Here is a 25045-nt window from a genome sequence, read left to right as displayed (position 1 = left end):
ATTGCTGCGCAATCAACTGCCGGGCAGCGGATGCCCTTGGCCGTCATGTTAAAGCGGGTCAGGCGATCTTTGCAGACGATACGCCAAGGCTGTTTTGCCTGCATCTTTGATACAGGCAAAAGACGCGGGATACTTCTGGATCAGCCGCTTACCGATGACCGCTGTGCGTCTTCCCCCATGGAGATCAACAGCGGATCCTCCGCCTGCCGCGCTTTAAAACCCGCCTTTCCAATCACCCCTTTCCAACTGATTTGTGCCAGGGATTGGGCCACGGCGCCGCCCAGTGTGGTGCCGGGGCCGGTCACGATGAACAGGTCCGGCGCAAACTCATAAGCTGCATTCTGCACCGCGCGGGTGAAGTCATAGGTCTCCACCACCTGACGCCCAAGCGTGTAATCCCACAGCGCCTGTTTATCCGTGGCACCCGGCCACCAGATCTGCCCGCGGCCATCGATCAGCGGTACATCCGGCTGAGAGAACATCTCGGCACTCAGCCGCTTGCGCCCCTCTGCTGCCACCGGTGCTTGCAGCGCTGTATGGAACGCGGCATGGTTGGCCAGCCGCATGGGGAAGCGGTCGTCCAGCACTGGCACCGCCGCCTCAAACGCTGTCAACCCGGCCTCATTCCCGGCCAGCACCAGCATTCCGCCCAAGTCAATCGACAGCCCCAGATCATGCTCCTCGCGCGCATTGATCTCTGCCGCCAAGTCCAGCAGCTCGGTCTTGCGGCGCGGGTTATCCTGCCAATCCGGACCTGCAAAGGGATAGACCAGCTGGCCGCCGATCAGTTGCTGCTGCATCAGCGTGCCCATGGTGTTCACCACCTTGAACCCATCTGCCGCGCTTAGCGCTCCGGCTGCCGCCAGCGCGGTGTACCAGCCCATGGAATTGCCGGTAACCGCGACAATTTCAATGTCATCCGCCAGCGACTGCGCATCCGCCAGGGTTGAGGCATAGATCAATGGCGATGCAATATCCCCGCGGGAGTACTTTGACACCGAAAACCGGGTTGCCCCGTCCAACGCCGTGACTTCCTCCTGCCCGGCGTCCTTTCGCTGCGCATCAAATCCGGCGAACAGCGCCGCCTTGTCCGCATGGTGACGGTGCAGGTACCCCAGTTCCGCCTTGTTGTAAGTGCCCCGTCCCGGGCAGATCAGAACAGCCGTGCGAGTCATGACTTGCCTCCTGCCAGCTTCAAAGCAGCTGCAACAATACTCTCCTTCGACGGCAGCGTGGCACCATAGGCCGGTCCTGTGGCAATGAAACAATCACTGGCCGCCACCCGCGCCGTTGGGGCATCGCCTTGTTCCGCAAACAGTGCCATCAACGCCTCTGACAGACTGCCGGTGATGCGGCATTCATCGACGACCAGCACATGCCTGCAATCTTTTACCGCTTCCAACAGCGCCGCCTCCGGCAACGGTGCCAGCCAGCGCAGATCCACAATCCGCGCGTCCACTCCCTGGGCCGCCAGTTCCGCCTGCGCCTGGGCCGAAAGATACCTTCCATTGCCATAGGTCACGATGGCCAGATCGGTGCCTTCCCCATGCACACCCGCTTCGCCCAAAGCGATCCGCCGGTCCGGCGAGGGGTAAGTCCGCATCCAGCCGCCATCCTTCGCCTCATGCAGGTCCCGCATCGGATACAGCGCAATCGGTTCCACAAAAACCACCACCCGCTGCTCCTCGCGCGCCAGCCGCACCGCCTCGCGCATCATCATTGCAGCCTCAGCCCCATCTGAGGGACAGGCAATCACAATTCCAGGAATATCCCGCAGCACCGCCAGAGAGTTGTCATTGTGGAAGTGCCCGCCAAAACCCTTCTGATAGCCAAGGCCTGCAATCCGCAGCACCATCGGGTTGGTGAATTGCCCGTTTGAGAAGAAAGGCAAAGTCGCCGCTTCGCCGCGCAGCTGGTCCTCGGCATTGTGCAGATAGGCAAGGAACTGGATTTCCGGGATGGGCACAAACCCATTGTGCCCCATACCAATCGCCAGTCCCAGGATCGACTGCTCATCCAGCAGGGTGTCGATGACCCGGTCCGGTCCGAACCGCTGCTGCAATTTCTGAGACACGCCGTAGACACCGCCCTTGCGGCCTACATCCTCGCCCATCATGACGATCTCGCCATGCTCCAGCATCAAATCGGTCAGCGCCCAGTTGATCAGCCGCGACATCGGTTGCGGCTCCTCCATCGCCCGCATGTCGCTGCCGAACGCCGCCGTCCGCTCCTCTAAACGCGGGCCATTGGTGGGCGTACAGTTCCGCGTTGGCGGAATCAGGCTGGCAGCCACATCTTCTGCCGTCTTCAGATGCGGCCGTGTCACCGCCTCTGCCCGGATTCGCTCCACCCGCGCGCAAGTGTCCGTGTAAATCTTCAGCGCTTCCTTGGGCTGCAGCGCCCCGGCTTCATTCAGCAGCCGCACCGAATGAAGCAGCGGATCATTGGCTTCATCCGCCTCAACCTCGGTCTTGCTGAGGTAAGTGGTCGGAACATCCGCCCCGGCATGGCCGTACAGCCGCACGGTGCGCAGATGCAGGAAGGCCGGCTTCTTGCGGGTCCGCACATACTCTGCTGCCTCTTGCGCCACTGCAAAGGCGTTATAGATATCCAGCCCGTCTGCCTTGAAATACTTGATGCCCGGCCGCTGCGCCATCGAGGCCTCGATCCAGCCCTTCGGCGTTTTTACGGAAATGCCGATACCGTTGTCCTCGCAGACAAACAGCAAAGGTAGCGGCGTCGATTGCACCGAACTCCAGCCCGCGGTGTTGATTGCCCCTTGCGCGGTCGAATGGTTGGCCGAAGCATCCCCGAAAGAGCACATGACAATGGCGTCTTCCGGCAGCACCTGATGCTCTGGCTGGTGCCGCTTGGCTGCACCGACGGAGTAAGCCGCTCCCACTGCCTTGGGCAGATGCGAGGCAATGGTAGACGTTTGCGGCGGGATCATCAGTGTCTTGGAGCCCAGAACCTTGTGCCGGCCGCCTGAGGTTGGGTCTTCGCTGGAACAGGCAAAGGACAAAAGCATATCCCAGGCAATCCGTTGCCCCGGAACCTGATCCGCCCGGGCAATCTGAAACGCTGCATCACGGTAATGCAAGAAGGCCATGTCGGTCGGGCGCAGCGCCCGCGCCACCGCCGCCATCCCCTCATGCCCCGAGGATCCGATTGTGTAAAACCCCTCTCCCGCTTTTTGCATCGCCCGGCTGGTCAAGTCCAGCGCCCGGCTCAACACCTGTGCACGGAAGGTGCCAACTGCCTCTGATACGGCAAGCGGTCCTGCGGGCGCCGCACCTGCGGGGAAGTCTGCGGCCTTAACCCTGTCCAGGAAATTCTTATGCACGATCTGGGCGCGGTCCATGCGGCCTCCTTGGAGTAAGCTCTGGGTGCATTTATCCGCGAACGCGCCGCCAAAACCAATGAGATTGCCTACTGCTGTCATTCCAAGTTGGAATGCCTTGCCTGCGTAATCCGGTGTGATCCGGCCACCCATGTCCAATGACATCCGGCGACCTCTCAGGTGTGTTGCTGCGAGGCGATCAGCAGCCCGCTACCTTGCGGTTCTTTTGGGACCAGAGGGAGCGCGATGAAGAGGTTGCCCCCTCTCGGCAGCAAGCGCGTATGCGCCTGCCGGGCAGCGGATGCGCAAGATACGAGACGTACTGCGGCTTTCAGCCAGATTGGGCATACGTCCACCGGGAACTGCGGCGTAGCCGTATCTTCATACTGACGTGTTAACTTGATCATGTCCGCAACCAGACGGTTTTCGTCAACCCGACCAACCGGCTCTTGTCCCTGTGTGGATCGGAGCTGGCCCAGGACGCGGCAAACGCGACGCTCGGAAACTTTCATTTGGCTGCGCACAAGATCAATGCAAGTACGGCGGGGTGAGGGGCTTAGGGGCTCCGCCCATTCAGGGCTGAAACGTCACCAGACCGTTTCCGGCACGCTCTTCGCTCCCTTTGCGGCCTCGGACAGAATCAATTTGTCCATTTTCAGGTCCGATACCGCCCTGCGAAAGCGCTCGTCCTCCTTCTGAAGCCGCTTCAGTTCCTTAAGCTTCTCTGCGCCCATTCCACCGTACTTCTTCCAGCGGTAATAAGTTTGTTCAGTCAGGCCGATCTGTCTGATTGCATCAATCCGGGGCATGCCTTGCCCCATCAGGACTTCAACCTGCCGCAACTTCACGTCAATCTCTTCGGGCTTCGGTCTCCTTTGGCCATCTATGGTCCTCAGCTTTCCCAAAAATATGCGCGGACCACTTCATTGGGGGAGGCTCTGCATCAAACGCGCGACGCGCAAGCAGTATTCATCGGAAAAGAAGATCAGGATTGTGCTGGACGGCCGTGTGCAGGGCATTCAAACCATTCAAGCCGAAAGCGGGGTTTACAGGCTGTTGGATTGCGGCTCTGACTTGGCGAGGCAGCCTGAATCTGCCGAGGTATGAAGGATTCTATGATGGGTGAGATTCTGTTCAAATTGCAGGAAGCACCGGTGATTCCGGTTGCCGGAGAACCGTCTGGATACCCGGTCGGGCGGATTTTCTGCGTTGGGCGCAATTACGCGGCTCATGCTGCCGAAATGGGCAACGAAGTGGACCGCGAGGCGCCATTCTATTTCACCAAGACGGCGGTCAATGCGGTGCTGACGGGCGCGGCTGTGCCCTATCCGCCTGGAACTGAAAACTTCCACTATGAGATGGAGCTGTCTGTGGCGATTGGCGCGCCGGTGTTCCGAGCATCCGCCGAAGAGGCGAGGGCTGCTGTCTTTGGCTATGGATGTGCGCTGGATATGACCCGGCGCGATCTGCAGATCCGTGAGCGGCAGAAACAACGCCCCTGGGATCTGGGCAAGGATCTGGAGAACGGGACGGTGTTGGCACCGCTGACCCGGGCAGCAGATTGGGGCAACCCGTCTGGCCGGCGCATTTGGCTGGAGGTAAACGGGGAGATCCGGCAGGACGCCGCGCTGGAGGAAATGATCTGGTCCGTTGAGGAGATTATCTGCCATCTGTCCGGCTATTATCACTTGCGGCCCGGAGATGTGATTCTGACTGGAACGCCGGCCGGTGTTGGAGCCGTTCAGGCAGGCGACCGGATGCGCGGCGGGGTTGATGGGCTGCCACCGGTCGACTTGACGCTGGCTGCTGCGGAATGACGCAAGGCGCGCAAAGCCATGATTTTTGTTGCCATGCGGCCATCTTAATATGTATCAATTTTAATGTGAGTGCAGGGGGCTTTGTAACATATCGGCTGTGAAACTTGTCTGAGATCAGGAAGCGCAGGCAGATTTCATGAGTGGAAAATGCATGATCCGCTGTTGATAGTTACAAATGCACCTAATAGCAGGGGGGCAACTGGTTCGTAAAACGAACCCTGCGCGGGGTCTTGGTGGCGGAAACGGAAAGAATTCTGACATCTGCCGCAGTAATGTTGCGAGAGCGGCGGACCCCGCAAATGATTTGGTCTAAGGGAGGACAGACATGACTACTCGGAGAAAGCTATTGGGGGCAGCGGGGGCAGCGGCCTTGGCAATGTTCGGCGCAATGCCGGCATTTGCCCAGGAGGTGACCCTGAAACTGCACCAGTTCCTGCCGGCACAGGCAAACGTGCCGAAACTGATCCTGGATGTTTGGGCGGACAACGTCGAGGAATCCTCGGGCGGGCGCATCAAGGTTGATCGCTTCCCGTCGATGCAGCTGGGGGGTAAGCCGCCTGAGCTGATGGACCAGGCCATTGATGGCGTGGCGGATATTGTCTGGACCGTGGTAGGCTATACCCCGGGCCGCTACCCGTCGACCGAAGTGTTCGAGCTGCCGTTCATGATGACCAATGCGCGCGCCGTGTCGCACGCCTATTGGGAAATGTTCGACAAGCACATGAAGGACACCGAGTTCAAGGATGTCCACATTCTGGGCACCTGGGTGCATGGACCCGGCTTGATCCACACCGCCGATCCGGTGGAAACGCCTGAAGATCTGGAAGGTATGAAGATCCGCGGCGGTGGCAGGTCAGTCAACGCATTGCTGACTGAGCTGGGTGCAACCCCGGTGGGAATGCCAGTTCCGGCGATTCCGGAAGGTCTGTCCAAGGGCGTGATCGACGGCACCACCATTCCGTGGGAAGTGACGGCGGCGCTGAAGGTCCCGGAGCTGGTGGAGAACCACACTGAGTTCACTGGCAAGGCACTGTATACGCTGACCTTTGTTCTGGCGATGAACAAAGACAAGTATGAGAGCCTGCCGGATGACCTGAAGAAGGCGATCGACGATAACTCTGGCCTGGAATTCTCGGTTTTTGCTGGCGGCACCCAGGCGGATTCGGATGGTCCCTCGCGCGAGATGGCGCTGGATCTGGGCAACACTGTGATCACCCTGGACGAAGAACAAACTGCTGTTTGGCGTGAACGCTCGCAGCCGATCTACGATAAGTGGATCGCCGACATGGCCGAAAAAGGCCTCGACGGTACCGCGCTGATCGAAGAAGCCAGCGGGCTGATCGAGAAATACACGCCGCAGTATCAGTAAGGCGTTTTGATTGATAAAAGTGAAGGGCCGCACGGCATTTGCACTGCGGCCCTTTGCATACCGGAATAAGGCAACTGAACGATGCACAAGCTCATGATGCGGCTGGCCAAATCCATGGCCTACCTGGGCGGTGCGGTCCTCACTCTTCTGATCATTCTGACATGTGTTTCGATCGCTGGGCGTTTGCTCAACGGCGTCTTCCATGGCGATTTGATGGAGCGGATTGCGCCGGGGTTCTCAAAGTGGATGACCGGCTGGGTCGGGCCGGTCAACGGCGATTTTGAACTGGTCGAGGCCGGTGTGGCCTTTGCCATCTTCGCCTTTATGCCGCTGTGCCAGATCACCGCGGGACATGCCTCGGTTGATGTGGTGGCCAATACGTTTCCACGCGGAGTGAACCGGTTTTTGCGGATGGTGACCGAAATTGTCTTTGCCGCGGTGCTGATTCTTATCGCCTGGCGGCTGGGGGCTGGGCTTACGAGTAAATTCTCCAATGGCGAGACCTCCTTCCTGCTCGAGTTTCCGGTCTGGTGGGCCTACGGCATCAGCATGGTGGCGGCTGTCGTCGCCGCGATTGTGGGCCTCTATATGGGTGCAATCCGCACCATCGAATTTTTTACCGGCCGGATCCTGATTTGGGACGGCGTGGAGGGCGAACAGTGACGGCTCTTGAAATTGGCATCGCCTCCTTCCCGGTTCTGATGCTGCTGATCTTTCTGCGGGTTCCGATCGGGCTCTCGATGTTTCTAGTCGGCCTTGGCGGGCTGATCTGGGTCACGGACGGCACGCAAGTGGCGTTCGGGCGGCTGAAAAGCGAGACCTATTCGACCTTTTCCTCTTATTCGCTGACCATTGTGCCGATGTTCCTGCTGATGGGGCATTTCGCGACGCTCGGCGGCATGTCCACCGCGTTGTTCAAGGCAGCTGAAGGGTTCCTGGGCCACCGCAAAGGCGGGGTTGCGATGGCGGCCATCGGCGCCTGCGCAGGCTTTGGTGCGATCTGCGGTTCGTCCTTGGCCACCGCTGCCACCATGGGCCGTGTGGCACTGCCGGAGCTGAAGCAATACGGCTATGCCGGCGGATTTTCGACCGCGACGCTGGCGGCGGGCGGCACGCTGGGTATCCTGATCCCGCCTTCTGTTGTGCTGGTCATCTATGCGATCCTGACCGAGCAGAACATCGCCAAGCTGTTCCTATCCGCCTTCATTCCGGGCCTGCTGGCGGCTTTGGGTTATGTAATTGCAATCTCGGTCTATGTGCGGCTGTTCCCGGAAAGTGCAGGCACCCGCCCGCCAGTGCCGATGCGCGAGCGTTTTGCCGCGCTGATACATGTCTGGCCGGTGCTTCTGGTGTTCGGCCTGGTGGTGGGCGGTATCTACCTGGGCTGGTTCACTCCGACCGAGGGCGCAGCCGTGGGCGCATTTGGCACCGGCTTTATCGCCTGGACCAATGGCGGGCTGAACCGCGAAACGCTGGCTGACAGTTTCCTGGTGACCGCACGGTCCACCGCGATGATCTTCTTCATCGTGCTGGGTGCTGGTTTTTACAATGGTTTCCTGGCACTCACAAAAGTACCGCAGGAACTGGCGGATTATGTTGTGAGCCAGGGTCTTAGCCCTTGGATGGTGCTGGCACTGATCCTGGGATTCTACTTGGTCTTCGGCTGCCTGATGGATTCGCTGTCGATGATCCTGCTGACAATCCCGATCTTCTTTCCAGTAATCTCGGCGATGGATTTCGGTCTGCTGTCGTTGCCAGCGATGCAGGCGGATGCAGCGATGGAGGTGCTGAAGGCTGGAGTGCCTGAGGGGATGGGGGCCGAGATGCTCGCCTCGATCAAGGACGCCATTGCGGCCGGAGCGGAGCTGACCCGCGAGCAGATGAAAGAGCTGGGCATCCGGGTGACCGAAGGCCGGGTGAACCGGATCGAGGCGGAATATGTCGCCATCTGGTTCGGGATCCTGGTACTGATCGTGGTCGAGGTTGGCCTGATCACCCCGCCAGTGGGCATGAACCTGTTCATCATCAGCGCAATGGACCGTAAGACCAAGATGATCGACACTTACAAGGCGGTGATGTTCTTTGTTGCCTCTGATCTTATCCGGGTGGTCATCCTGGTTGCCTTCCCGATCATCACGCTGCTGCCGCTGATGCTGATGCAATGACGGGGCTAGTGTGATGGCGCAGAACAGTACAGGGCAGCAGTCGAGTTTCGAGCATGAAATCCGCGTGGGCTGGGGCGATTGCGACCCGGCCCGGATTGCCTATACCGGGCGGCTGCCAGTTTTCGCGCTGGAGGCGATTGACGCCTGGTGGGAGCATCACCTGGGCGGCGATGGCTGGTATCAGATGGAGCTGGACCGCGGCACCGGTACGCCGTTCGTGCATATGAGCATCGATTTCCGGTCGCCGGTCACCCCGCGGCACCGGTTGAAATGCGAGGTCTGGCCTTCGGCACTGGGTGGAAAGTCGGTGACTTTCCGGGTGAAAGCGCGGCAGGATGGGGTGCTGTGCTTTGAAGGCAAGTTTGTTTGCGTTTTCATTGCTCCGGAGAGCTTTACTGCAATACCCGCGCCGGAGGATTACCGCCAAGTAATCGAGGCCCAGCTACGGCCCGAGTAATTCCTCAGCGCAACCAGCCGTCAGCGAAACTCACTCTGCTGAGGCCGGCAAAGCGCGCAACCCGGTCCAGTTCTGCCTCCAGCCGCTTTGTGCGGGGCAGCGACCATTTCACATCCCGTTCAGGCCATACGGCGGTGACGCGCAAGACGCCCGCGTCCCGGTCCGCCTTCATATCGATGCGGCCGACCAGGCGTGTGCCCTCCAGCAGCGGAAAGACGTAATAGCCGTACTGGCGCTTGGGTGCGGGGGTGAAGACCTCAATCCGGTAATGGAAACCGAACAGCCGTTCCGCCCGCTTGCGGTCGCGCAGGGCTGGGTCAAAGGGGCTGAGCACCCGCATCCGGCCTGGTGCCGGACCCAATTCCGCAGTGGTCTCCACGGTGCCCGGACGGGCGAACACTTTGCGCAGCTTGCCGTCAGCCTGCTGGATCTCGATCTCTTCCAGCTCTCCTTGGCGCAGCTGTTCGGCGCACCATAGCTTGGCTTCCGCCGGAGAAGCCGTGTCCCAGAACGCTGCGAGCTCGCCGGAAGTGGCAAAGCCCAGCCGGTCCATCGCAGCGGAGCAAAGCCAGCTGACTGTGGCCTCCTCATCGCAGGGCTGGGCGCCTGGGCAGAGATGCTCCTCAATCACTCTCTCGGTCAGGTCATAGCGTTTCTGAAAACCTTCGCGCCCCACCACAGTCAGCGCGCCGGAACGCCAGAGATATTCCAACGCGGTTTTGGACGGATGCCAGTCCCACCAGCCGCCGGAACCCTTCTTTTCATCCTTGCCAAGGTCAGAAGAACTGACTGGGCCGTGATCCCGCACATGGTTCAGGACGGTTTCGAACTGCGCCTCAAACCCGTCGCGCTGCCAGTTGCGCCAGCGATTGCGCAGCAACTCGGTGTCACGCTGAAACCTCAGATGCCAATGGGGGTAGAACCCCATCGGGATCATCGCGGCGTCATGGGTCCAATGTTCAAACAGCCCGCGGTCCCGCTCGTAGAGCTGCTTCAGATGTTTGGCCCGATAACCCGGGCGGCGTGAATAGAGGATCACGTCATGGGCGCGCGCCACCGTGTTGATGCTGTCGAGCTGCACAAACCCCAAACGCTGGATCAGCGCCAGCAAGTCCGCACCCTTGGCAGGGCCAGCAGGCTGCTCCAGCAAGGCATGGCGGTCCAGGAACAGCCGCCGCGCGCTTTGATTGTCCAGCCGTTGCAGCGCCATCAGCGCCGTTTCAGCGTGTCGCCATAGGAAATGGTCGGGGTCAGCGTGACATGCTTATCGATCTCTGTGTCCGGATCGTCCAGCTGTGCCGCAATGATCTCAGCCGCTTTGCGTCCGATGTCCAGGCGGCAGGCGTCCATAGTGGCCAGCTTGCGGGGCAGCCCCTGCAGCAGCTCCACCCCGTTGAAACCAGCCAGGCCAATCTGGCCCGGCACATCAATGCCCTGATCGAGCAAATACAGCAACCCGCCCGCGCCGATCATATCATTGGAGAAATAGAGAAAATCCAATTCCGGTGAGCGCTCCAGCATGGCTTCAGTCATCTCGCGCCCCTTGGCCAGCGCCGAACCGCCTGAGTAAAACTCGCGGTCTTCGATCTCCACGCCTTCCTTGGCCAGCGCCTCGGTGAAACCTTCGAACCGCTTTCGCGCCCGGTGATCAAGCGGCATCTTGGTGCCCATGAAGCCAATATGCCGGTATCCGGCCTTAAGGATCGCCTTGGCCATTTCGCGGCCCGCGCGACGGTGGGAAATGCCGACCATCGCATCCACCGGCTTGCCGTCGGTATCCATGATCTCCACCACCGGGATACCGGCGCTGTTCAGCATGGCGCGGGCGGCCTCGGTATGTTCCAATCCTGCAATTATCACACCGGAGGGGCGCCAAGAGAGCATTTCATAAAGCACCTTTTCCTCTTTCTCGGGCTGATAGTCGGTGACGCCGACCACCGGCTGCAGCTCGGTATTCTCCAGCACCTTGTTGACGCCGGTCAGCACCTCGGGGAACACCATGTTCGACAACGAGGGGATGATCACCGCCACCAGGTTCACCCGGTTCGAAGCCAGCGCGCCGGCGATCTTGTTGGGCACGTAGCCCAGTTCTTTGGCGGCACTCAGCACCTTGGTGCGGGTCTTTTCCGACACATCGCCGCGATTGCGCAGTACGCGGCTTACGGTCATTTCGGATACACCGGTTGCTTCGGATACATCGCGGAGGGTGAGAGGGCGCTTGCTGTCCGTGGTCACGTTCCTGAGCCTCTTTTTATTGCTGTGTGCAACGTTAGCGCAGACATCGGTTGCTGCACAATGGAAACTGCGCGCGGCAAACAGGCAATCGGCCCCGCCCATCCCATTGTGAGCAAGTGTTGCAACTGACCCCGGCAGAGGCTTCTAGCTGACGCACCCTATGGTCTCTATATTGGCGCGCAGCACTAATACGAAACAGCCTCGGCCAAAGCGATCCATCGGCTCAAGCGCACTGCACGAGCGTTCTTGGCCCATTGCGGTCTGACGTCGCGCTCACGGCACAAACACGGCGCAGGCACGCAAGGCGGGAAACCGCCTCTGATGTTGCAGCACCGCAACCGCAAAAAACCGGCAAGAGCAGAATTTCAACACTTCGCTCGATCTCTGTCACCGCCCAATTCGGGTTCATCGCTCATAGGGTTTGGCAAAATGTCGACCCGTGTTGCTCTCAAAGTCGCAGGGTTGGCGACATAGATCACGACATAACGCTGACCGGCTTTAGGCCTGGCTGCCTCCCGTGCGGCGCGAACCTCGGACACTCCCATCTCGAACTGGCACCGATCGCCTTGGCTGGGTATGACCTCGATTAGCCAGGTCCGCCGATCATGCTTCAGCTCGAAATCGTAACCTAGGTCTTCGGACCAAGCCTTGCCGTTTTGCAGCGCGCCGAAGCGCCGAATTGCTTCCCGTTTCAGGTCGATGGGCCAGGTATTCTTGCCTGAAGGAGATGTTTCAATGGTGAACCTCCATACCTTATGTTTCGGCATGTTCCCCTCCTGCTGTGGATTGGAGGCTTACATATCACAGGGTAGTTGAGCGCGTTTGGATGCCATCGAGGGGGGCAGATGCATCGCTTACCATTGTGATCGCAGGAGGGATTTGTTATCGCATAAACAAGCGCGGCCCCGTGGCTCAACTGGATAGAGCAGCCCCCTCCTAAGGGGCAGGTTGCAGGTTCGAATCCTGCCGGGGTCGCCAAGAAAATCAATTGCCAATGAGGCATAAGAATGCACGGAAGCCGGATTTTATGCACACCGGCTGTCAATGGCTTTGTTGCACAAATCAGGCGAAGGACGCTCTTCCCCTTATACCCCATACGGACTCAGCCTACAGGCTCAGTGACGGGTATGCCAAGAGCCGTGTAGCGGTTGAGGATGGCGATGCGGACGTGGATTTCTGCAACCTGCCGATCAAAGTCCCTCGCCACCAGCGATTGGCCAAGTAGTTTCATGCAATGCATCTTCGTTTCGACGCGGCTTTGGCGGTGGTATCCGCTCCAACGTCGCCACAAGGTGCGGCCCAGATATGGCTGCGCACTGACCGCTTCGTTTCGGGCAATCGCTCCGGCGTTCGCCGGGTTCCAGGGCTTGGCATTCTTGCGCGGAGGGATCACGGCATTGGCACCTCTGGCGGCAATCGCCTCGTGGCATTTACGCGTGTCATATGCCCCATCAGCTGTGACGCTGCCGATGTCCTGGTCGGGCGGGATTTGGTTCAGAAGTTCTGGCAGCATGGGAGCATCTCCGACGTTGCTGCTGGTGACCTCGACCATCCGAACCTCCAGTGTTTCTTCGTCAATTCCAATATGTATTTTTCGCCAGATGCGGCGTTTGGGGCCGCCATGCTTGCGCGTTTGTCGGGAAAACAGTCCCCCGGACTGTTTTCTGATCCTCCGCACTCCACTCGCCTTCACCTTCGGCCTTGATACCTGTGCTGTCGATAAGGAGGTGCAATGGACCTTTGGAGCCTCGATATGACAGGCCCACATTCAGTGTTCTCTGGCGGCGGCATAAGGTGCTGAAGCCCGGCGCGGTCCAGTCCAGGCCGACCAATCGCAACAGGCTCTGGACGAACCCAGTTGTCTGCCGAAGCGGCATGCCAAGCAGGATCTTCAACGTCAGACACGTCTGAATGGCGGCATCACTGAATTGCTGTTGCCGACCTCGCTTGCCGTTTGGCGGCGGCGTCCAAACCATCTCCGGATCAAACCAAATTGACAACGATCCGCGCTGCTTCAAGCTGTCATTGTAAGACGACCAATTCTTGCTCTTGTACTTCTTAGGGTCAGGACCCATTGATTTCCGGTGGGTGGTGTGATTCACGGTTCGAAAAATGAGCGGTGATATGTCTGATCTTTTCTGGCAGACGGACGCGCAGATGGCCCGTCTTGAGCCTTATTTTCCGAAGTCCCACGGTAAGCCGCGTGTTGATGACCGGCGTGTTCTGAGCGGAATTATCTTCATCAATCGCAATGGCTTGCGCTGGCGTGATGCTCCCAAAGATTACGGCCCGCACAAGACTTTGTACAACCGTTGGAAGCGGTGGAGCGACAAAGGCATCTTTGCCCAGATGATGGCCGGTCTGGCTGCTGATCACGGTGAGGAAAAGACCGTGATGATCCCCTCTCGGGACATCACCTCGTGATGCCCTGCCGGGCAATGGACGCAACTTACCTGAAAGCACACCGTACGGCCTCCAGTCTTGGGGTTAAAAAGGGGGGCGTGGGCGCCTGATCGGGCGCACTAAGGGCGGCATGAACACTAAGCTGCACGCAATCTGTGACAGCCAGGGGCGTCCACTGAACCTGTTCGTGACCGCCGGACAGGTCAGTGATTACACCGGTGCAAAGGCGCTGCTAAGTGGCCTGCCTGACGTCCAATGGCTTCTCGGAGATCGCGGGTATGATGCCGATTGGTTTAGAGAAGCGTTGAAAGACAAAGGGATACGCGCCTGCATCCCCGGTCGAAAGCAGCGCAAGAAAGCCATCAGATACGACAAGCGCCGGTACAAGCGGCGCAACCGCATTGAGATTATGTTCGGCAGGCTGAAGGACTGGCGGCGGGTTGCAACACGATACGACAGATGCCCAAAAGTCTTCCTGTCAGCAATCGCGCTTGCAGCCCTCGTTATCTACTGGCTTTGAAACTCAATGAGGCCAGAGCCTAGGAAAGGCTTCCCCGGGAAGCGCGATGATGAAGCGCTCAGCCTCTCGACCCTTGCTCTGGATGAAAGTTCACTGGCAGGTCAATTGCTCACCAGCTTGATCGCGAACTGCAAAATGTGCGTCGTCGATCCGGTCTACTGCCTTTCCGGCACGTTGCGCGCGTTGCTCGACGGTCATCCCAGAAGCCGTATCGATGACCTCGTGCCTTGGAATTTCTGGCCCGCGTCAAGCCGCGCAGCGTAGGGGAGCGCCGAGGCGCTTACGGTTCAATCTTGGCCGGGACAGCAAAACAGGTGACTGGCTGGGACACGTTATGAAGGGTGACCGCACCCAGCGAAACGCCTTGTGATGGATCGCTCAGAATGTCCTGGCTGACAATGACCGGATGGTTGACCGTCTTGCCGTAGTCGCCCAGCCGGGCGGCGATATTGGCGGCCTGGCCGATCACCGTGAAGTCCAGCCTTTCACGCGAGCCGACGTTGCCGTAAGTCACGCGCCCGTAGGCGATGCCGATGGCGGCTTCGCAGCGGTGGCCGTCTTCTTCCTGGGCGATTTCCTCCAACCGGGCCACGATGGTGCGGGCGCTGTTCAGGGCCTGCCTGCGGGCCCTTTCAGGATCGCTGCCGGCCGGGAACACCGCCAGCACAGCATCGCCGATGAATTTCAGCACTTCGCCGCCGTGCTCATGCACGATGGTCGAGGCAGTCTCGAAGAACTGGTTCAGAAGCGCGATATAGTCCTGGCGGCCCAGCTGTTCCTCCAGCCGGGTGGAGCCGCGCAGGTCGCAGAACATGATGGCGGCGTCGATTTCATCTCCGTCGCCGCGGCGGATCTCGCCACCCAGTACCCGGGCGCCGGTGCGCTTGCCAACATAGGTTTCCAGCAGCGACTGCGCGTTTTCGCGCTGCATGAAGATTTCATAGTAGCGGGCAATCACATCGGAGCATTCGAAGATCAGCCCCAGGTTAGCCGTGGAAAAGCCGTTCGGGTGATCACTGGTGAGGGTCAGCACATTGATGCGCCCGTCGGAAAAGCGCAACGGCATGGCGACATAGTCGGTGGCCCCCTCCTTGCGCAGGTCTTCAAGGATCGGAAACGCATCTGCGGACCGGCAACAGCCGAGCCGGTGGCGCACACCGCCCATGCCGTTGGAGACGTGGCGCAGCGGGCTGTTCTGATAGGCTGGGTGGTCGTGGATTTCGTAAGACGGCGCGTAGGTGGTGACCTCGCCGGTTTTCTTTTGCCAGATGTAGTTCTTGCCCGCGATCAGCGGGTGCAGCGACCATGCCATGACGGACATGCGGGACAAATAGATGCCTTGCTCGACGAATTTTTCTGCCAGAGCGGCCGTCAGGTCTTCGGGGGTCGGAACCAGGGCGGCGTCCCGCAGCAGCCAGTCGATCACCGGGCCGGAGATATTGCCGTAGTCCGGCATTTCCACGCTGTTGCTGCCCAGGTCGAATTCGGCCTCTGCGCCAGGCATAAAGCCAATATGGCCGGATATGGCCGCTGCCTCCGGCATTGCCTCGTCGTAAGACCAGACAGCGTTCTGTATGCCGCCGCCAGTTAACAGCATGTCGCGGTAACTGGCCGTGCCTTTGAAGGGGCAGAAGGTTTGCAAGGGGGTGTTAGGCGATAGCTGTGCTGTCACGTCTTCCGAGGGAAAATAGATCGCTGGGGGAAGCCGGGTTTCATACATCACCTTGGCGCGGGAGCTTTGCGCCAGAACGGTGCCATTGCGCCGGGCCGTGACCAAGCCTTGAAGCGGCTCGATAACAATGCCGTAGCCCCGATGCGGTGCGTGTACCTGTGCATCCATCCCTGAGGTCCTTGTCCGTTGCGCCGGAAATGTGCTGAAAACCAGGACCGGCCGGCGTGGGCCGGTTCTGGACTATGTGGGGTCTGGGGGCGGAAAATCCAGAGTTGAACACATGATGTTGAGCAAAGCGGAGCCAGACAGGTCAGACCATACGGATCACGTCTCTGCTGATGGCCAGCACATAACCGCGCTTGGCGATGTTTTTGACAAGCAGTTCACTCACCATCTGGTTGCCCAGCGTGTCCCGCAGGCGTTTTATCCGGGTGGCGCCGGCGGCTTCCTCGCAGTCGGCGGAGATGCGGCCGGAAATCACTGCTTCGATTTCGGCGCCTGACAGCACGTCATCGTCGAGCCGGGCCTCCGCCAGAACCGCCAGAGTTTCCATCGCTGCGGGCGTCAGTTTGAACCCCATGTTGTTCAGGTAGACAGTGTTTTCATCGCGGCTGATCAGAAGTTCATTCACCTGGATGCCGGAGCGTTCGATCTGCGCCATGCGGCGGTTGAGCATCACCAGCATGCCAAGCACCGTCAATGCAGCCACCATCATCGCAGTGGCAAACAGCAGCAGGACAAAAATCACCATCCGGTAACTGGTCAGCGTGTCGGCAAAGGCAGTGCCGGACTGGGCCAGGATTTCCAGCAGCTTGATCTCGGCCTGGGTTGTCAGATCGTTTTCGACAAACAGCTGCTCAACCCGCGCGTTAAAGGCATTGGCATCGGGCAGGGTCAGCAAGAGAACCGTGCCGGCAATCACCAGAAGCGCAACAATCGCTGCAATGCCGAGCGCGATCACCCTGCTGCCAGCCGCGCGGGCCTCAGAAACGGAGATAGTAGGATCCGGCATTGGCCTTCCTTTGTTGCAGGCCTTCGGGGCCGAAGACGGACAGGACATTCAAAAGCTTCCAGCCGCCGGGTGCAATACGGGCCTGGACCTCGCGCCGGGCGGATTTTTTCTTGCAGGCGCCGGAGAGCTGGATCACGCCGTAGTGCAGGCGCAGCGGATTGTCTTGCTTGGCCTTGTAGTCGGCATAGCAATCTGCCGCCTGGGCTGGCAGCGATAGCGCCAGAAGGGCAGCCGCAAGTGCGGGGATCAGGAGGTTCTGTTTCATATGGGCATCCTGCGGCGGCGGGCCTTGAAATTCAATAACCGCAGGGGGTTGAGACTGCTGATATCCAATAACAAGCGGCCGATATTGCCTGTCTGAAGGGGGTGGGGCCAGGTTGGAGACATCCAAGCGCACAGGCTGCGCATCCGACAATCAAAAGAAAGGTCCCGAAATGGCCCAGACATATGGTTCCAAGCCGCACCGCAAATTCATTGCCATGATCGTGGCAGCTTCTATTGCCATTACCGGTTTCTCGGCAGCGCCTGCCCGCGCAGACGAGGATGTCGCCAAATTTATTGCCGGCATGGCCCTGCTTGGGATTCTTGGTGCGGCCATTAATGATGCCAGGAAAGACGACGATCACGCAGTAACCCGGACTTACAACCCGCCGCGTGGCCATGGGCATGGCGGCCACAGGCATAACTCGCACAACCGCCATGGCGGGCATGTGAAACCGCTGCCGCCGCGGGTGCACCGTTATGACTTGCCGGCACAGTGTGTCCGCTATTTTCCGCGCTACAGCCGCAACTATCCGCTGGCCGGCAAAGGCTGTCTCGACCGCAATTACGGGTACACGCAGAAATTGCCGCGGGCTTGCAAGGTGACCTTCTGGAACGGCAAACGCAACCGCACCGGCTACAAACCCCGCTGTCTGAAGCAGCATGGCTTCCGGATGGTCAACCGCTAACGATATTCCGCTTTCGGGCAGCAGCAACTTGGGGGGCTTCGGCCCCCTCTTTTTTGTGCGGGTTGAAATTCCGGCTCGAATTGGCTTTCTCACTGGCATGACAAAACCTGATTACAGCCTGGAAGATGCCGCCCTTGTCAAAGGGTACCTGAGAATAGCCGGAGTGGACGAGGTGGGCCGCGGCCCGCTGGCCGGGCCGGTCACTGCCGCAGCGGTGGTGCTGGACATCTCTGCTATTCCCGAGGGGCTCAACGATTCCAAGAAACTGAGCTTGAAAAAACGCGAAGCGCTGGAAGGAAAAATTCTGGCCGCTGGTCAGGTGTCCGTTGCCCACGCCTCAGTCGAAGAGATTGATTCCCTGAATATTTTACGTGCCTCGCATCTGGCGATGGAGCGCGCGGTAGCAGCCCTGGATCCGGCACCGGACTATCTGCTGATAGATGGCAACCTGATACCCAAAGGATTGGCTTTGACGTCGGAAGCTGTGGTCAAAGGAGATGCCAAATCAGTCTCCATCGCGGCGGCGTCGATTATTGCCAAACTGGTGCGTGACAGGGTCATGGTGGATTTGGCGCAACAGTTTCCTGGATATGGCTGGGAGAAAAACGCAGGCTACCCCTCGAAACAGCACCGCGAGGCGCTAGTTGAATTAGGTGTGACCCCACATCATCGGCGGTCATTCAAACCCGTACACAACATCTTGTATCAAGAGTGAACCGTAGGGTGTTGTTCTAATAAACAAATTGACCTCGAATCCGCGATGACTCATCCTGTGGACAACCTAATGAGCGCAAAAATGCGCCGCGGGTATGAGGCAGAGCAATGAACAAAACTATGACAAAGGGCGCGGCAGCGCTCCCTTTAAACACGATTATGGGCGGCGATTGCATCGAGGCGATGAACAGTCTTCCGGCCAACTCGGTCGATCTGATCTTTGCGGATCCGCCGTATAACCTGCAGCTGAAAGGCCAGCTGCACCGTCCCGACAATTCCAAAGTCGATGCCGTGGATGATCACTGGGACCAGTTTTCCAGTTTTGCGGTCTATGACCAGTTCACCCGCGAGTGGCTCAAGGCGGCGCGCCGGGTGCTGAAGCCGAACGGGTCTATCTGGGTGATCGGTTCCTACCACAATATTTTCCGTGTCGGATCGGCGCTGCAGGACGCAGGCTATTGGGTGCTGAACGATGTGGTCTGGCGCAAGTCGAACCCGATGCCGAACTTCCGCGGCAAGCGGTTCACCAACGCGCATGAGACCATGATCTGGGCGTCCAAGTCGGAAGGCGCGAAATACACCTTCAACTACGAAGCGCTGAAGGCGCTGAACGAGGGCATTCAGATGCGCAGCGACTGGGTGCTGCCGATTTGCACCGGACATGAGCGGCTGAAAGACGAAAACGGCGACAAGGCGCATCCGACGCAAAAGCCGGAATCGCTGTTGCACCGGATCCTGGTCGGCTCGACAAACCCGGGCGATGTGGTGCTGGATCCGTTCTTTGGCACTGGCACTACCGGCGCTGTGGCCAAGATGCTCGGGCGCGAGTTCATCGGCATCGAACGCGAGGAAGCCTATCGCAAGGTGGCGGAGAAACGCATCAAGGCTGTGCGCAAGTTCGACCGCGAGGCCCTGGAAGTGTCCGCCAGCAAACGCGCAGCACCGCGGGTGCCCTTTGGCCAGCTGGTGGAGCGCGGCATGCTGCGCCCGGGCGAGGAGCTGTATTCGATGAACCGCCGCCACAAGGCCAAAGTGCGCGCCGATGGCACTTTGATTGGCGACAACATCAAAGGTTCGATTCATCAGGTGGGCGCTCATCTGGAAAACGCGCCGTCCTGCAACGGCTGGACCTACTGGTGTTTCAAGCGCGAGGGCAAGACAGTGCCGATCGACGTGCTGCGCCAGCAGATCCGGGCTGAGATGCAGAACTGAGGCCCGGGGCTTTTGTGAACGTGAAAACCTATTGCAGGCGCCTGTGCATAATGCGCAGGCGCACACCTTGCCCCGCCTGCATCAGGCGGGGTTTTTTAGTTTCTGCGCTGTGATGCGCTATTCCCTGATCAGAACAGCGCAACTATCTGCAATACTGACGCTGCGGCAGCCAGCGGGAAGAGGGGAAAGCCCATGACCGATACCGCACTTATCTCCGGAACCGGAGCTGTCCAGGAACCTGGAACCGGCGGCCGGAAAATCTCAACTGCGGAAAACAGATTTGCCGAAGCGGCCCTGGATGCGCATAAACAGCGGGGGCTGCAGCTGGCAGTACGGGCCCGCTGGATCGCACTGCCCATTATCGCAGTCTTCATCATCTTCCTGAACCCGGCCTGGGAGATCCTCTACTATCATGGGATCCTTGCGCTTTTGTGCCTCAACGGCTGGTTCATCAGCCGGGTGGGAAAAGTGGGCAGGTCACGGCTGGAGCTGTTTCTGATCTTCCTTGATCTTCTCATCATGACCATCGGTCTGGTCATGCCCAACCCGTTTGACGCCCGCGAAATACCGGTGGCTATGCAGTACCGGTTTGATAACTTTCAGTATTTCTTTGTCATCTTGGCCGCAGGCACCATGGCTTATTCCTGGCGCACAGTGATTGCGATCGGCACATGGACGGCGACGATGTGGCTCAGCGCGCTGGCGCTGGCCTGGTGGTTTGCCACTCCGGTTCCCGGACTTTCGGAAGCTGTGGCCGCGACGCTTGGCTTTGCCCCGGAGCTGGCGGAGTTTTTTGACCCAAACAGTTTTGTGATCCAGCTGCGGGTGCAGGAGGCCGTGGTCTTTGTGCTGGTGGCGGTGACGCTGGGCTTTTCGGTGCGCCGGTTCAACGCGCTGCTGAGGAGCAACGCCAGCCTGGAGCGGGAGCGGGCCAATCTGTCGCGCTATTTCTCGCCCAATGTGGTGGATCAGCTGTCGCAGAACGACGAGCCGCTGAAACAGGTGCGCAGCGAAAATGTGGCGGTGCTGTTCATCGATATCGTTGGCTTTACCAGACTGTCTTCGGGGATGGACCCGCGAATGGTGATTGACCTCTTGCGGGAATTCCACGGCCGGATGGAGGGGGAGGTGTTCCGCCATCACGGGACGCTGGACAAATACTTAGGCGACGGCCTGATGGCGACATTTGGAACGCCGGTTGCCGGCCGGCAGGATGCCACCAATGCCCTGGCCTGTGCCCATTCCATGCGCGGGTCGCTGATCGCATGGAACAGGGAGCGCGCCCGTCAGGGTAAGGCGGAAATCCGCGCCGGGATCGGAATTCACTATGGCGAAGCACTGCTGGGCGATATCGGCTCCAACCGGCTGGAGTTTGCGGTGCTGGGCATGACAGTGAACATCGCCGCCCGGCTGGAGAACCTGACCCGCAAGCTGCAGGCCGGGATTGTGATCAGCGAAACGCTGGCCGCGCAGGTGAGGGCGGAGCAGGCCGGCCTGGACCTGCTGGACGGCAACGCCCGGCATCCGGATCAAGAGGTGCGCGGGCTGGATCAGCCGATGACGGTTCTAGCCTGGACGTAAGGCTATCGGGGCACAGGATTCTGCGCTTTGTTGTAGGCGTGCCAATCGGTGATCTCGGGGTAATACGTCTGCCGCCAGCGCCGCACCCGCGGGTTCATTACCCGGCGCCACAAGGGCGGGATCATCGCAGCGACGGTCATCACCGGGTAGCCATAAGGCAGCTGCGGCGCGTCGGCTTCAGTATAGTTCTGCAACAGCGGAAAGCGGCGGTTTGGTTTGTAGTGATGATCCGAATGGCGTTGCAGGTTGATCAGCAGCCAGTTCGACGCCTTATGCGCCGCATTCCACGAGTGGCGTGGCTGCACGGGTTCGTATTTGCCATCGCCCAAGTGTTTGCGGGTCAGCCCGTAATGCTCGACATAGTTGACCACCTCCAGCTGCCAGATGGCGACCCCGGCCTGCACCAGAAACAAGAGCACCCCGGTCAGCCCGCCCAGCAGCATCGCCAGCAGCAGCATCGCGGCCTGCAGCGCCCAATAGCGGAAGAACGGGTTCGAACGGTCGGTCCAGTTGCGGTTCTTCTTCGCCAGCTTCTCCCGTTCAGCGCGGAATGCGGAATGCCAGCATTGCCGCAACACACGCGGGTAGAACCGGTGGAACCCCTCGTTATAGCGGGCTGTCACCGGGTCGCGCGGAGTGCCGACATAGCGGTGATGCACCAGCAGGTGCTCTGACCGGAAATGCGAGTACATCACCATAGCCAGCAGGATATCCCCCAGCCAGCGCTCAACCCGGCTGGACTGGTGCATCAGCTCGTGACTGTAGGTGATACCCACGGCGCCGGTCACGACGCCGACCCCAAAGAAAACAGCGAACTTGCCGAATGCACTCAGATGATCGGCACCGCTGACGTACCAGATCAATCCGAACAGCGTGACGAATTGCAGGGGCACCCAAGCAGCGGTCAGCGCCTTGTAGCAAGTGAGGTCTCTGTCCGGCGTTTCCGGGTCGGCGTTCTCCAGGTTAAGCCCGAATGCCCCGTCCAGCATCGCAAACAGATGCCAGGTTACCAGCGGCGGCAGGATCAGTGTCCAACCGCCGCAAAGAGCGGCGACCCAAACCAGCGGCAACAGCAAAAAGGACATCCAGAACGGCAGGGCGCTTTGCCAGCGGGCAAGGGTTTCGGGGGCGATCATGCCTGTGTCTCCCAAATCAATCAGCGCGCGTTTGCGCTGACACTATGCCCTAACATCTGAAAACCCAAGAGCGGCGCCGGCTTCTTTAGAGGCCTTGATAAAGATCGAAAGCCTTGCGCATTACTGTGGGCAGGCTGGAGGGGCGGAAGTCGTGGTGTGGTATCAGTTCCTGCGCTGTATTCTGGTTATAACCTGCTGGCAATTCGGCCGTCATCACCCGAAGGATCAGATGGAAATGAGTGAAAGTGTGGCGCACTTCCCCATCCTGCTCTTGCCAATCCGCTTCAAAAGGCGGGTTCGGACCCGGGGCGTTACTCCACTCCGAACCGGGCCAGCCAAGCATGCCGCCCAGCAGCCCCTTGTCTGGCCGCCGTTCCAGCAGCCATGTGCCGTCGGCGGATTTCGCCAGGTAAACGATACCGCTCCGGGTGGGTTTTGGTTTTTTCGGCACCTTTTTCGGCAGCTCAGCCGCAGTGCCCGCAGCCCGCGCAGCACAGGGATTGCGCCAGGGACAGATGCCGCAGGCAGGGTTACGGGGCGTGCAGATGGTGGCGCCCAAGTCCATCACCGCCTGGGCGTAGTCACCGGGCCGCTGAGACGGGGTCAGTTCCGCAGCACGTTCTTTCAGTACAGGTTTCACACCGGGAAGCGGGTCGTGAATGTCGTGCAGCCTGGCCATCACCCGCTCCACATTACCATCCAGAACGGTCTCTGGGCGGTTAAACGCAATCGAGGCGATGGCGGCGGCGGTGTAGGGGCCGATACCAGGCAGCTTTAGCAGGTCATCGTAATTGTCCGGGAACTCTCCACCGGAACCGCCTGCGACCGAACGGGCGCACTTCAGAAGGTTGCGGGCGCGGGCATAGTAGCCAAGGCCGGCCCATTCGGCCATGACCTCGGCGTCCTCCGCCGCGGCAAGATCGGATACGGTAGGCCAAAGGCTGGTGAAGCGAAGGAAATAGTCCCGCACCGCGGCCACCGTGGTCTGCTGCAGCATCACTTCGCTGAGCCAAACCGTGTATGGATCGGGGCGGTTGCCTGCCGCACGCTCTGCGGGACCCACCCGCCAGGGCATCCCGCGGGCATGGACATCATACCACGCAAGCAGGTCTCCGCTCATCGCGGCGGAATTACTGATCAAGTCACGCATTCGTTATTCCTTGGCTCGCGGTTTGGCTGGCGCCTGCATTCCGGCTCTTTACAATAGGGCAGGCAGTCACGCAAAAGCTAGATCATGGCATTCAGGCGCAGTACCACACGCGGGTTCGCACGAACCTCCAAGCTCCTTAACGAGCAGATCCGCAAGGCGGGGGAAAGCCGTGGTTTTGCGGTGTCGCGGCTGCTGACCCACTGGGAAGAGATCGCCGGTCCGGATATCGCTGGCATGGCGCGTCCGGTGAACGTGGGCTACGGGCGCGGTTCCTTTGGGGCAACGCTGACGGTGCTGACGACCGGAGCCAATGCACCAATGCTTGAAATGCAAAAAGAACGCCTGCGTGAGCGGGTGAACGCGGTTTATGGCTTCAATGCCATCTCCAAGGTACGGATCACGCAAACGGCACCGACGGGATTTTCCGACGGCCGCGTGGAATTCAAATATGCCCCCAAAGTGCAAGCGCCCCGGCAGCCCGACCCGCAGGATACTGCGGCTGCCAGCCAGGCGGCTGCCGGTGTGGAAAACGATGATCTGCGCGCCGCCCTGGAACGCCTGGGGCAGAACGTGCTGACAAAACAGAAAACGCAAGGAAAGGGGTTCAAATGACCCGTCTGATGTCTGGTGTCTTTGCCGCGGTTGCGGTTGTTGCGGGCGGTTATGCCCTGTCGGGATTCAACACCCAGAACAATCTGCCGCAGAACCCGCTGGTTGGCGCCGCTGTTGCGCAGGAGGCCGAAGTGGACATCTCAACAATCGCCGAGATGACGTTGGGGGCCGAGGACGCGCCGGTCACGCTGATCGAATACGCCTCTTACACTTGCCCGCATTGCGCCAGCTTTCACAATGAAACCTTCAAGAAGCTGAAGGCCGACTACATCGATACCGGTAAGGTCAAGTTTATCTACCGCGAGGTCTATTTCGACCGCTACGGGCTGTGGGCCTCGATGATTGCGCGCTGCAGCGGACCGGATAAGTTCTTTGGTATTTCCGATCTGATCTATAAGGGCCAGTCCGAATGGACGCGGGCCGGCGGCGCAACCGAGATTGTCGATGAGCTGCGCAAGATCGGCCGCCTGGCGGGGATCGAAAATGAGCAGCTGGAAACCTGCCTGCAAGATGGCGAGAAAGCGCAAACCCTGGTGGCCTGGTATCAGGAAAACGCCACTGAGCACGGCATCGAGGCAACGCCGTCGTTCATCCTGAATGGTGAAAAGATTTCCAATCAGTCTTATACAGAGTTCAAGACGCTGTTGGACGCAGAGCTGGAAGGCTAAGCTCTCCCAGCAGAAAAACTTTAAGCCCGGGC

Annotated in this window: 22 protein-coding genes, 1 tRNA gene and 3 pseudogenes; 14 read left to right on the top strand and 12 right to left on the bottom strand. The window is 59.6% G+C overall.

The genetic code is table 11. The annotated features are described in order from the left end of the window. Positions 1–140: 140 nt before the first annotated feature. The 3 genes and pseudogenes from K3724_RS19690 to K3724_RS19680 all read right to left on the bottom strand — a co-directional run. A complete protein-coding gene (locus K3724_RS19690; RefSeq protein WP_259988444.1) occupies positions 141–1175 on the bottom strand; it encodes an ACP S-malonyltransferase in 1035 nt (344 codons plus the stop codon). Further along, positions 1172–3361, bottom strand: a complete 2190-nt coding sequence (locus K3724_RS19685; protein ID WP_259988442.1) for an alpha-ketoacid dehydrogenase subunit alpha/beta — start codon at positions 3359–3361, stop codon at positions 1172–1174. The genes K3724_RS19690 and K3724_RS19685 overlap by 4 nt, the downstream gene beginning before the upstream one ends. 339 nt (positions 3362–3700) lie before the next feature. Continuing rightward, positions 3701–4227 (bottom strand): annotated as a pseudogene (locus K3724_RS19680) (transposase); the annotation flags it as partial. Positions 4228–4458: 231 nt separating this feature from the next. Between K3724_RS19680 and K3724_RS19675 the strand changes: the two are divergent. The 5 genes from K3724_RS19675 (at position 4459) to K3724_RS19655 (ending at position 9148) form a co-directional block, all read left to right on the top strand. After that, positions 4459–5157: a fumarylacetoacetate hydrolase family protein gene (locus tag K3724_RS19675; RefSeq protein ID WP_259992696.1), complete on the top strand. Its 699-nt coding sequence runs from the start codon at positions 4459–4461 to the stop codon at positions 5155–5157. 325 nt (positions 5158–5482) lie between these two features. Next, the gene (locus K3724_RS19670) at positions 5483–6526 is read left to right on the top strand and encodes a TRAP transporter substrate-binding protein (protein WP_259988440.1); all 1044 of its coding nucleotides are present in this window, start codon (positions 5483–5485) and stop codon (positions 6524–6526) included. Between the two features lie 81 nt (positions 6527–6607). Next, complete coding sequence (locus K3724_RS19665) at positions 6608–7189, top strand: TRAP transporter small permease (protein WP_259988438.1); 582 nt, start codon at positions 6608–6610, stop codon at positions 7187–7189. Next, the gene (locus tag K3724_RS19660; protein WP_259988436.1) at positions 7186–8691 is read left to right on the top strand and encodes a TRAP transporter large permease; all 1506 of its coding nucleotides are present in this window, start codon (positions 7186–7188) and stop codon (positions 8689–8691) included. The genes K3724_RS19665 and K3724_RS19660 overlap by 4 nt, the downstream gene beginning before the upstream one ends. Positions 8692–8704: 13 nt before the next feature. Continuing rightward, on the top strand, positions 8705–9148 hold the full coding sequence (locus tag K3724_RS19655) for a thioesterase family protein (RefSeq protein WP_259988434.1): 444 nt from the start codon (positions 8705–8707) through the stop codon (positions 9146–9148). A gap of 4 nt (positions 9149–9152) precedes the next feature. Here K3724_RS19655 and K3724_RS19650 read toward each other — a convergent pair whose 3' ends face one another. The 3 genes from K3724_RS19650 to K3724_RS19640 all read right to left on the bottom strand — a co-directional run bounded on the left by K3724_RS19650 (position 9153) and on the right by K3724_RS19640 (position 12150). Then, entirely contained in the window at positions 9153–10358 is a 1206-nt protein-coding gene (locus tag K3724_RS19650) for a winged helix-turn-helix domain-containing protein (RefSeq protein ID WP_259988432.1), read from the bottom strand. Continuing rightward, the gene (locus K3724_RS19645) at positions 10358–11383 is read right to left on the bottom strand and encodes a LacI family DNA-binding transcriptional regulator (protein WP_134831119.1); all 1026 of its coding nucleotides are present in this window, start codon (positions 11381–11383) and stop codon (positions 10358–10360) included. The genes K3724_RS19650 and K3724_RS19645 overlap by 1 nt, the downstream gene beginning before the upstream one ends. A gap of 365 nt (positions 11384–11748) precedes the next feature. Continuing rightward, on the bottom strand, positions 11749–12150 hold the full coding sequence (locus K3724_RS19640; protein WP_259988430.1) for a hypothetical protein: 402 nt from the start codon (positions 12148–12150) through the stop codon (positions 11749–11751). Between the two features lie 134 nt (positions 12151–12284). Between K3724_RS19640 and K3724_RS19635 the strand changes: the two genes are divergently transcribed. Further along, positions 12285–12361, top strand: a tRNA-Arg gene (locus K3724_RS19635). 124 nt (positions 12362–12485) lie between these two features. On the opposite strand, the pseudogene K3724_RS19630 reads toward K3724_RS19635, so the two are convergent. Further along, positions 12486–13458 (bottom strand): annotated as a pseudogene (locus K3724_RS19630) (IS5 family transposase). 49 nt (positions 13459–13507) lie between these two features. Here K3724_RS19630 and K3724_RS19625 point away from each other — a divergent pair. After that, positions 13508–14306 (top strand): annotated as a pseudogene (locus tag K3724_RS19625) (IS5 family transposase). A 6-nt stretch (positions 14307–14312) separates the two neighbouring features. Further along, positions 14313–14570 (top strand): transposase domain-containing protein, encoded by a 258-nt coding sequence (locus tag K3724_RS24050; RefSeq protein WP_409201392.1) that lies wholly within the window; start codon positions 14313–14315, stop codon positions 14568–14570. Between the two features lie 16 nt (positions 14571–14586). On the opposite strand, the gene K3724_RS19620 is transcribed toward K3724_RS24050, so the two are convergent. From K3724_RS19620 to K3724_RS19610, 3 genes are all read right to left on the bottom strand, one after another. Beyond that, positions 14587–16146 (bottom strand): DUF427 domain-containing protein, encoded by a 1560-nt coding sequence (locus K3724_RS19620; protein WP_259988428.1) that lies wholly within the window; start codon positions 16144–16146, stop codon positions 14587–14589. A gap of 142 nt (positions 16147–16288) precedes the next feature. Next, positions 16289–16990, bottom strand: a complete 702-nt coding sequence (locus K3724_RS19615; RefSeq protein ID WP_259988426.1) for a hypothetical protein — start codon at positions 16988–16990, stop codon at positions 16289–16291. Continuing rightward, positions 16962–17255, bottom strand: a complete 294-nt coding sequence (locus tag K3724_RS19610) for a hypothetical protein (RefSeq protein WP_259988424.1) — start codon at positions 17253–17255, stop codon at positions 16962–16964. Before K3724_RS19610 ends, K3724_RS19615 begins: the two co-directional genes overlap by 29 nt. Before the next feature lie 169 nt (positions 17256–17424). On the opposite strand from K3724_RS19610, the gene K3724_RS19605 reads away from it, so the two are divergent. The 4 genes from K3724_RS19605 (at position 17425) to K3724_RS19590 (ending at position 21447) form a co-directional block, all read left to right on the top strand. Further along, positions 17425–17940: a hypothetical protein gene (locus tag K3724_RS19605; protein WP_129372478.1), complete on the top strand. Its 516-nt coding sequence runs from the start codon at positions 17425–17427 to the stop codon at positions 17938–17940. Between the two features lie 97 nt (positions 17941–18037). Next, positions 18038–18655 carry a ribonuclease HII gene (locus tag K3724_RS19600; protein WP_259992693.1) on the top strand — a complete coding sequence of 206 codons (618 nt, stop codon included), beginning with the start codon at positions 18038–18040 and terminating at the stop codon, positions 18653–18655. A 107-nt stretch (positions 18656–18762) separates the two neighbouring features. After that, the gene (locus K3724_RS19595; RefSeq protein ID WP_024092002.1) at positions 18763–19866 is read left to right on the top strand and encodes a site-specific DNA-methyltransferase; all 1104 of its coding nucleotides are present in this window, start codon (positions 18763–18765) and stop codon (positions 19864–19866) included. 192 nt (positions 19867–20058) lie between these two features. After that, the gene (locus K3724_RS19590) at positions 20059–21447 is read left to right on the top strand and encodes an adenylate/guanylate cyclase domain-containing protein (protein ID WP_259988420.1); all 1389 of its coding nucleotides are present in this window, start codon (positions 20059–20061) and stop codon (positions 21445–21447) included. 2 nt (positions 21448–21449) lie between these two features. On the opposite strand, the gene K3724_RS19585 is transcribed toward K3724_RS19590, so the two are convergent. Further along, positions 21450–22583: an alkane 1-monooxygenase gene (locus K3724_RS19585; RefSeq protein WP_259988418.1), complete on the bottom strand. Its 1134-nt coding sequence runs from the start codon at positions 22581–22583 to the stop codon at positions 21450–21452. Between the two features lie 85 nt (positions 22584–22668). Continuing rightward, positions 22669–23733 carry an A/G-specific adenine glycosylase gene (gene mutY / locus K3724_RS19580; RefSeq protein WP_259988416.1) on the bottom strand — a complete coding sequence of 355 codons (1065 nt, stop codon included), beginning with the start codon at positions 23731–23733 and terminating at the stop codon, positions 22669–22671. Positions 23734–23817: 84 nt separating this feature from the next. Between mutY and K3724_RS19575 the strand changes: the two genes are divergently transcribed. Together K3724_RS19575 and K3724_RS19570 are read left to right on the top strand one after the other, a co-directional pair. Next, entirely contained in the window at positions 23818–24345 is a 528-nt protein-coding gene (locus K3724_RS19575; protein ID WP_259988414.1) for a DUF721 domain-containing protein, read from the top strand. After that, positions 24342–25013, top strand: a complete 672-nt coding sequence (locus K3724_RS19570) for a DsbA family protein (RefSeq protein WP_259988412.1) — start codon at positions 24342–24344, stop codon at positions 25011–25013. The genes K3724_RS19575 and K3724_RS19570 overlap by 4 nt, the downstream gene beginning before the upstream one ends. The last annotated feature ends 32 nt before the right edge of the window (positions 25014–25045 follow it).

Origin of the sequence: Leisingera sp. M658 (genome assembly GCF_025144145.1) — a bacterium.
Taxonomy (GTDB): Bacteria; Pseudomonadota; Alphaproteobacteria; order Rhodobacterales; family Rhodobacteraceae; genus Leisingera.
The sequence above is the reverse complement of the archived record's forward strand: the minus strand, read 5'-3'. Positions and strand labels throughout refer to the sequence as shown.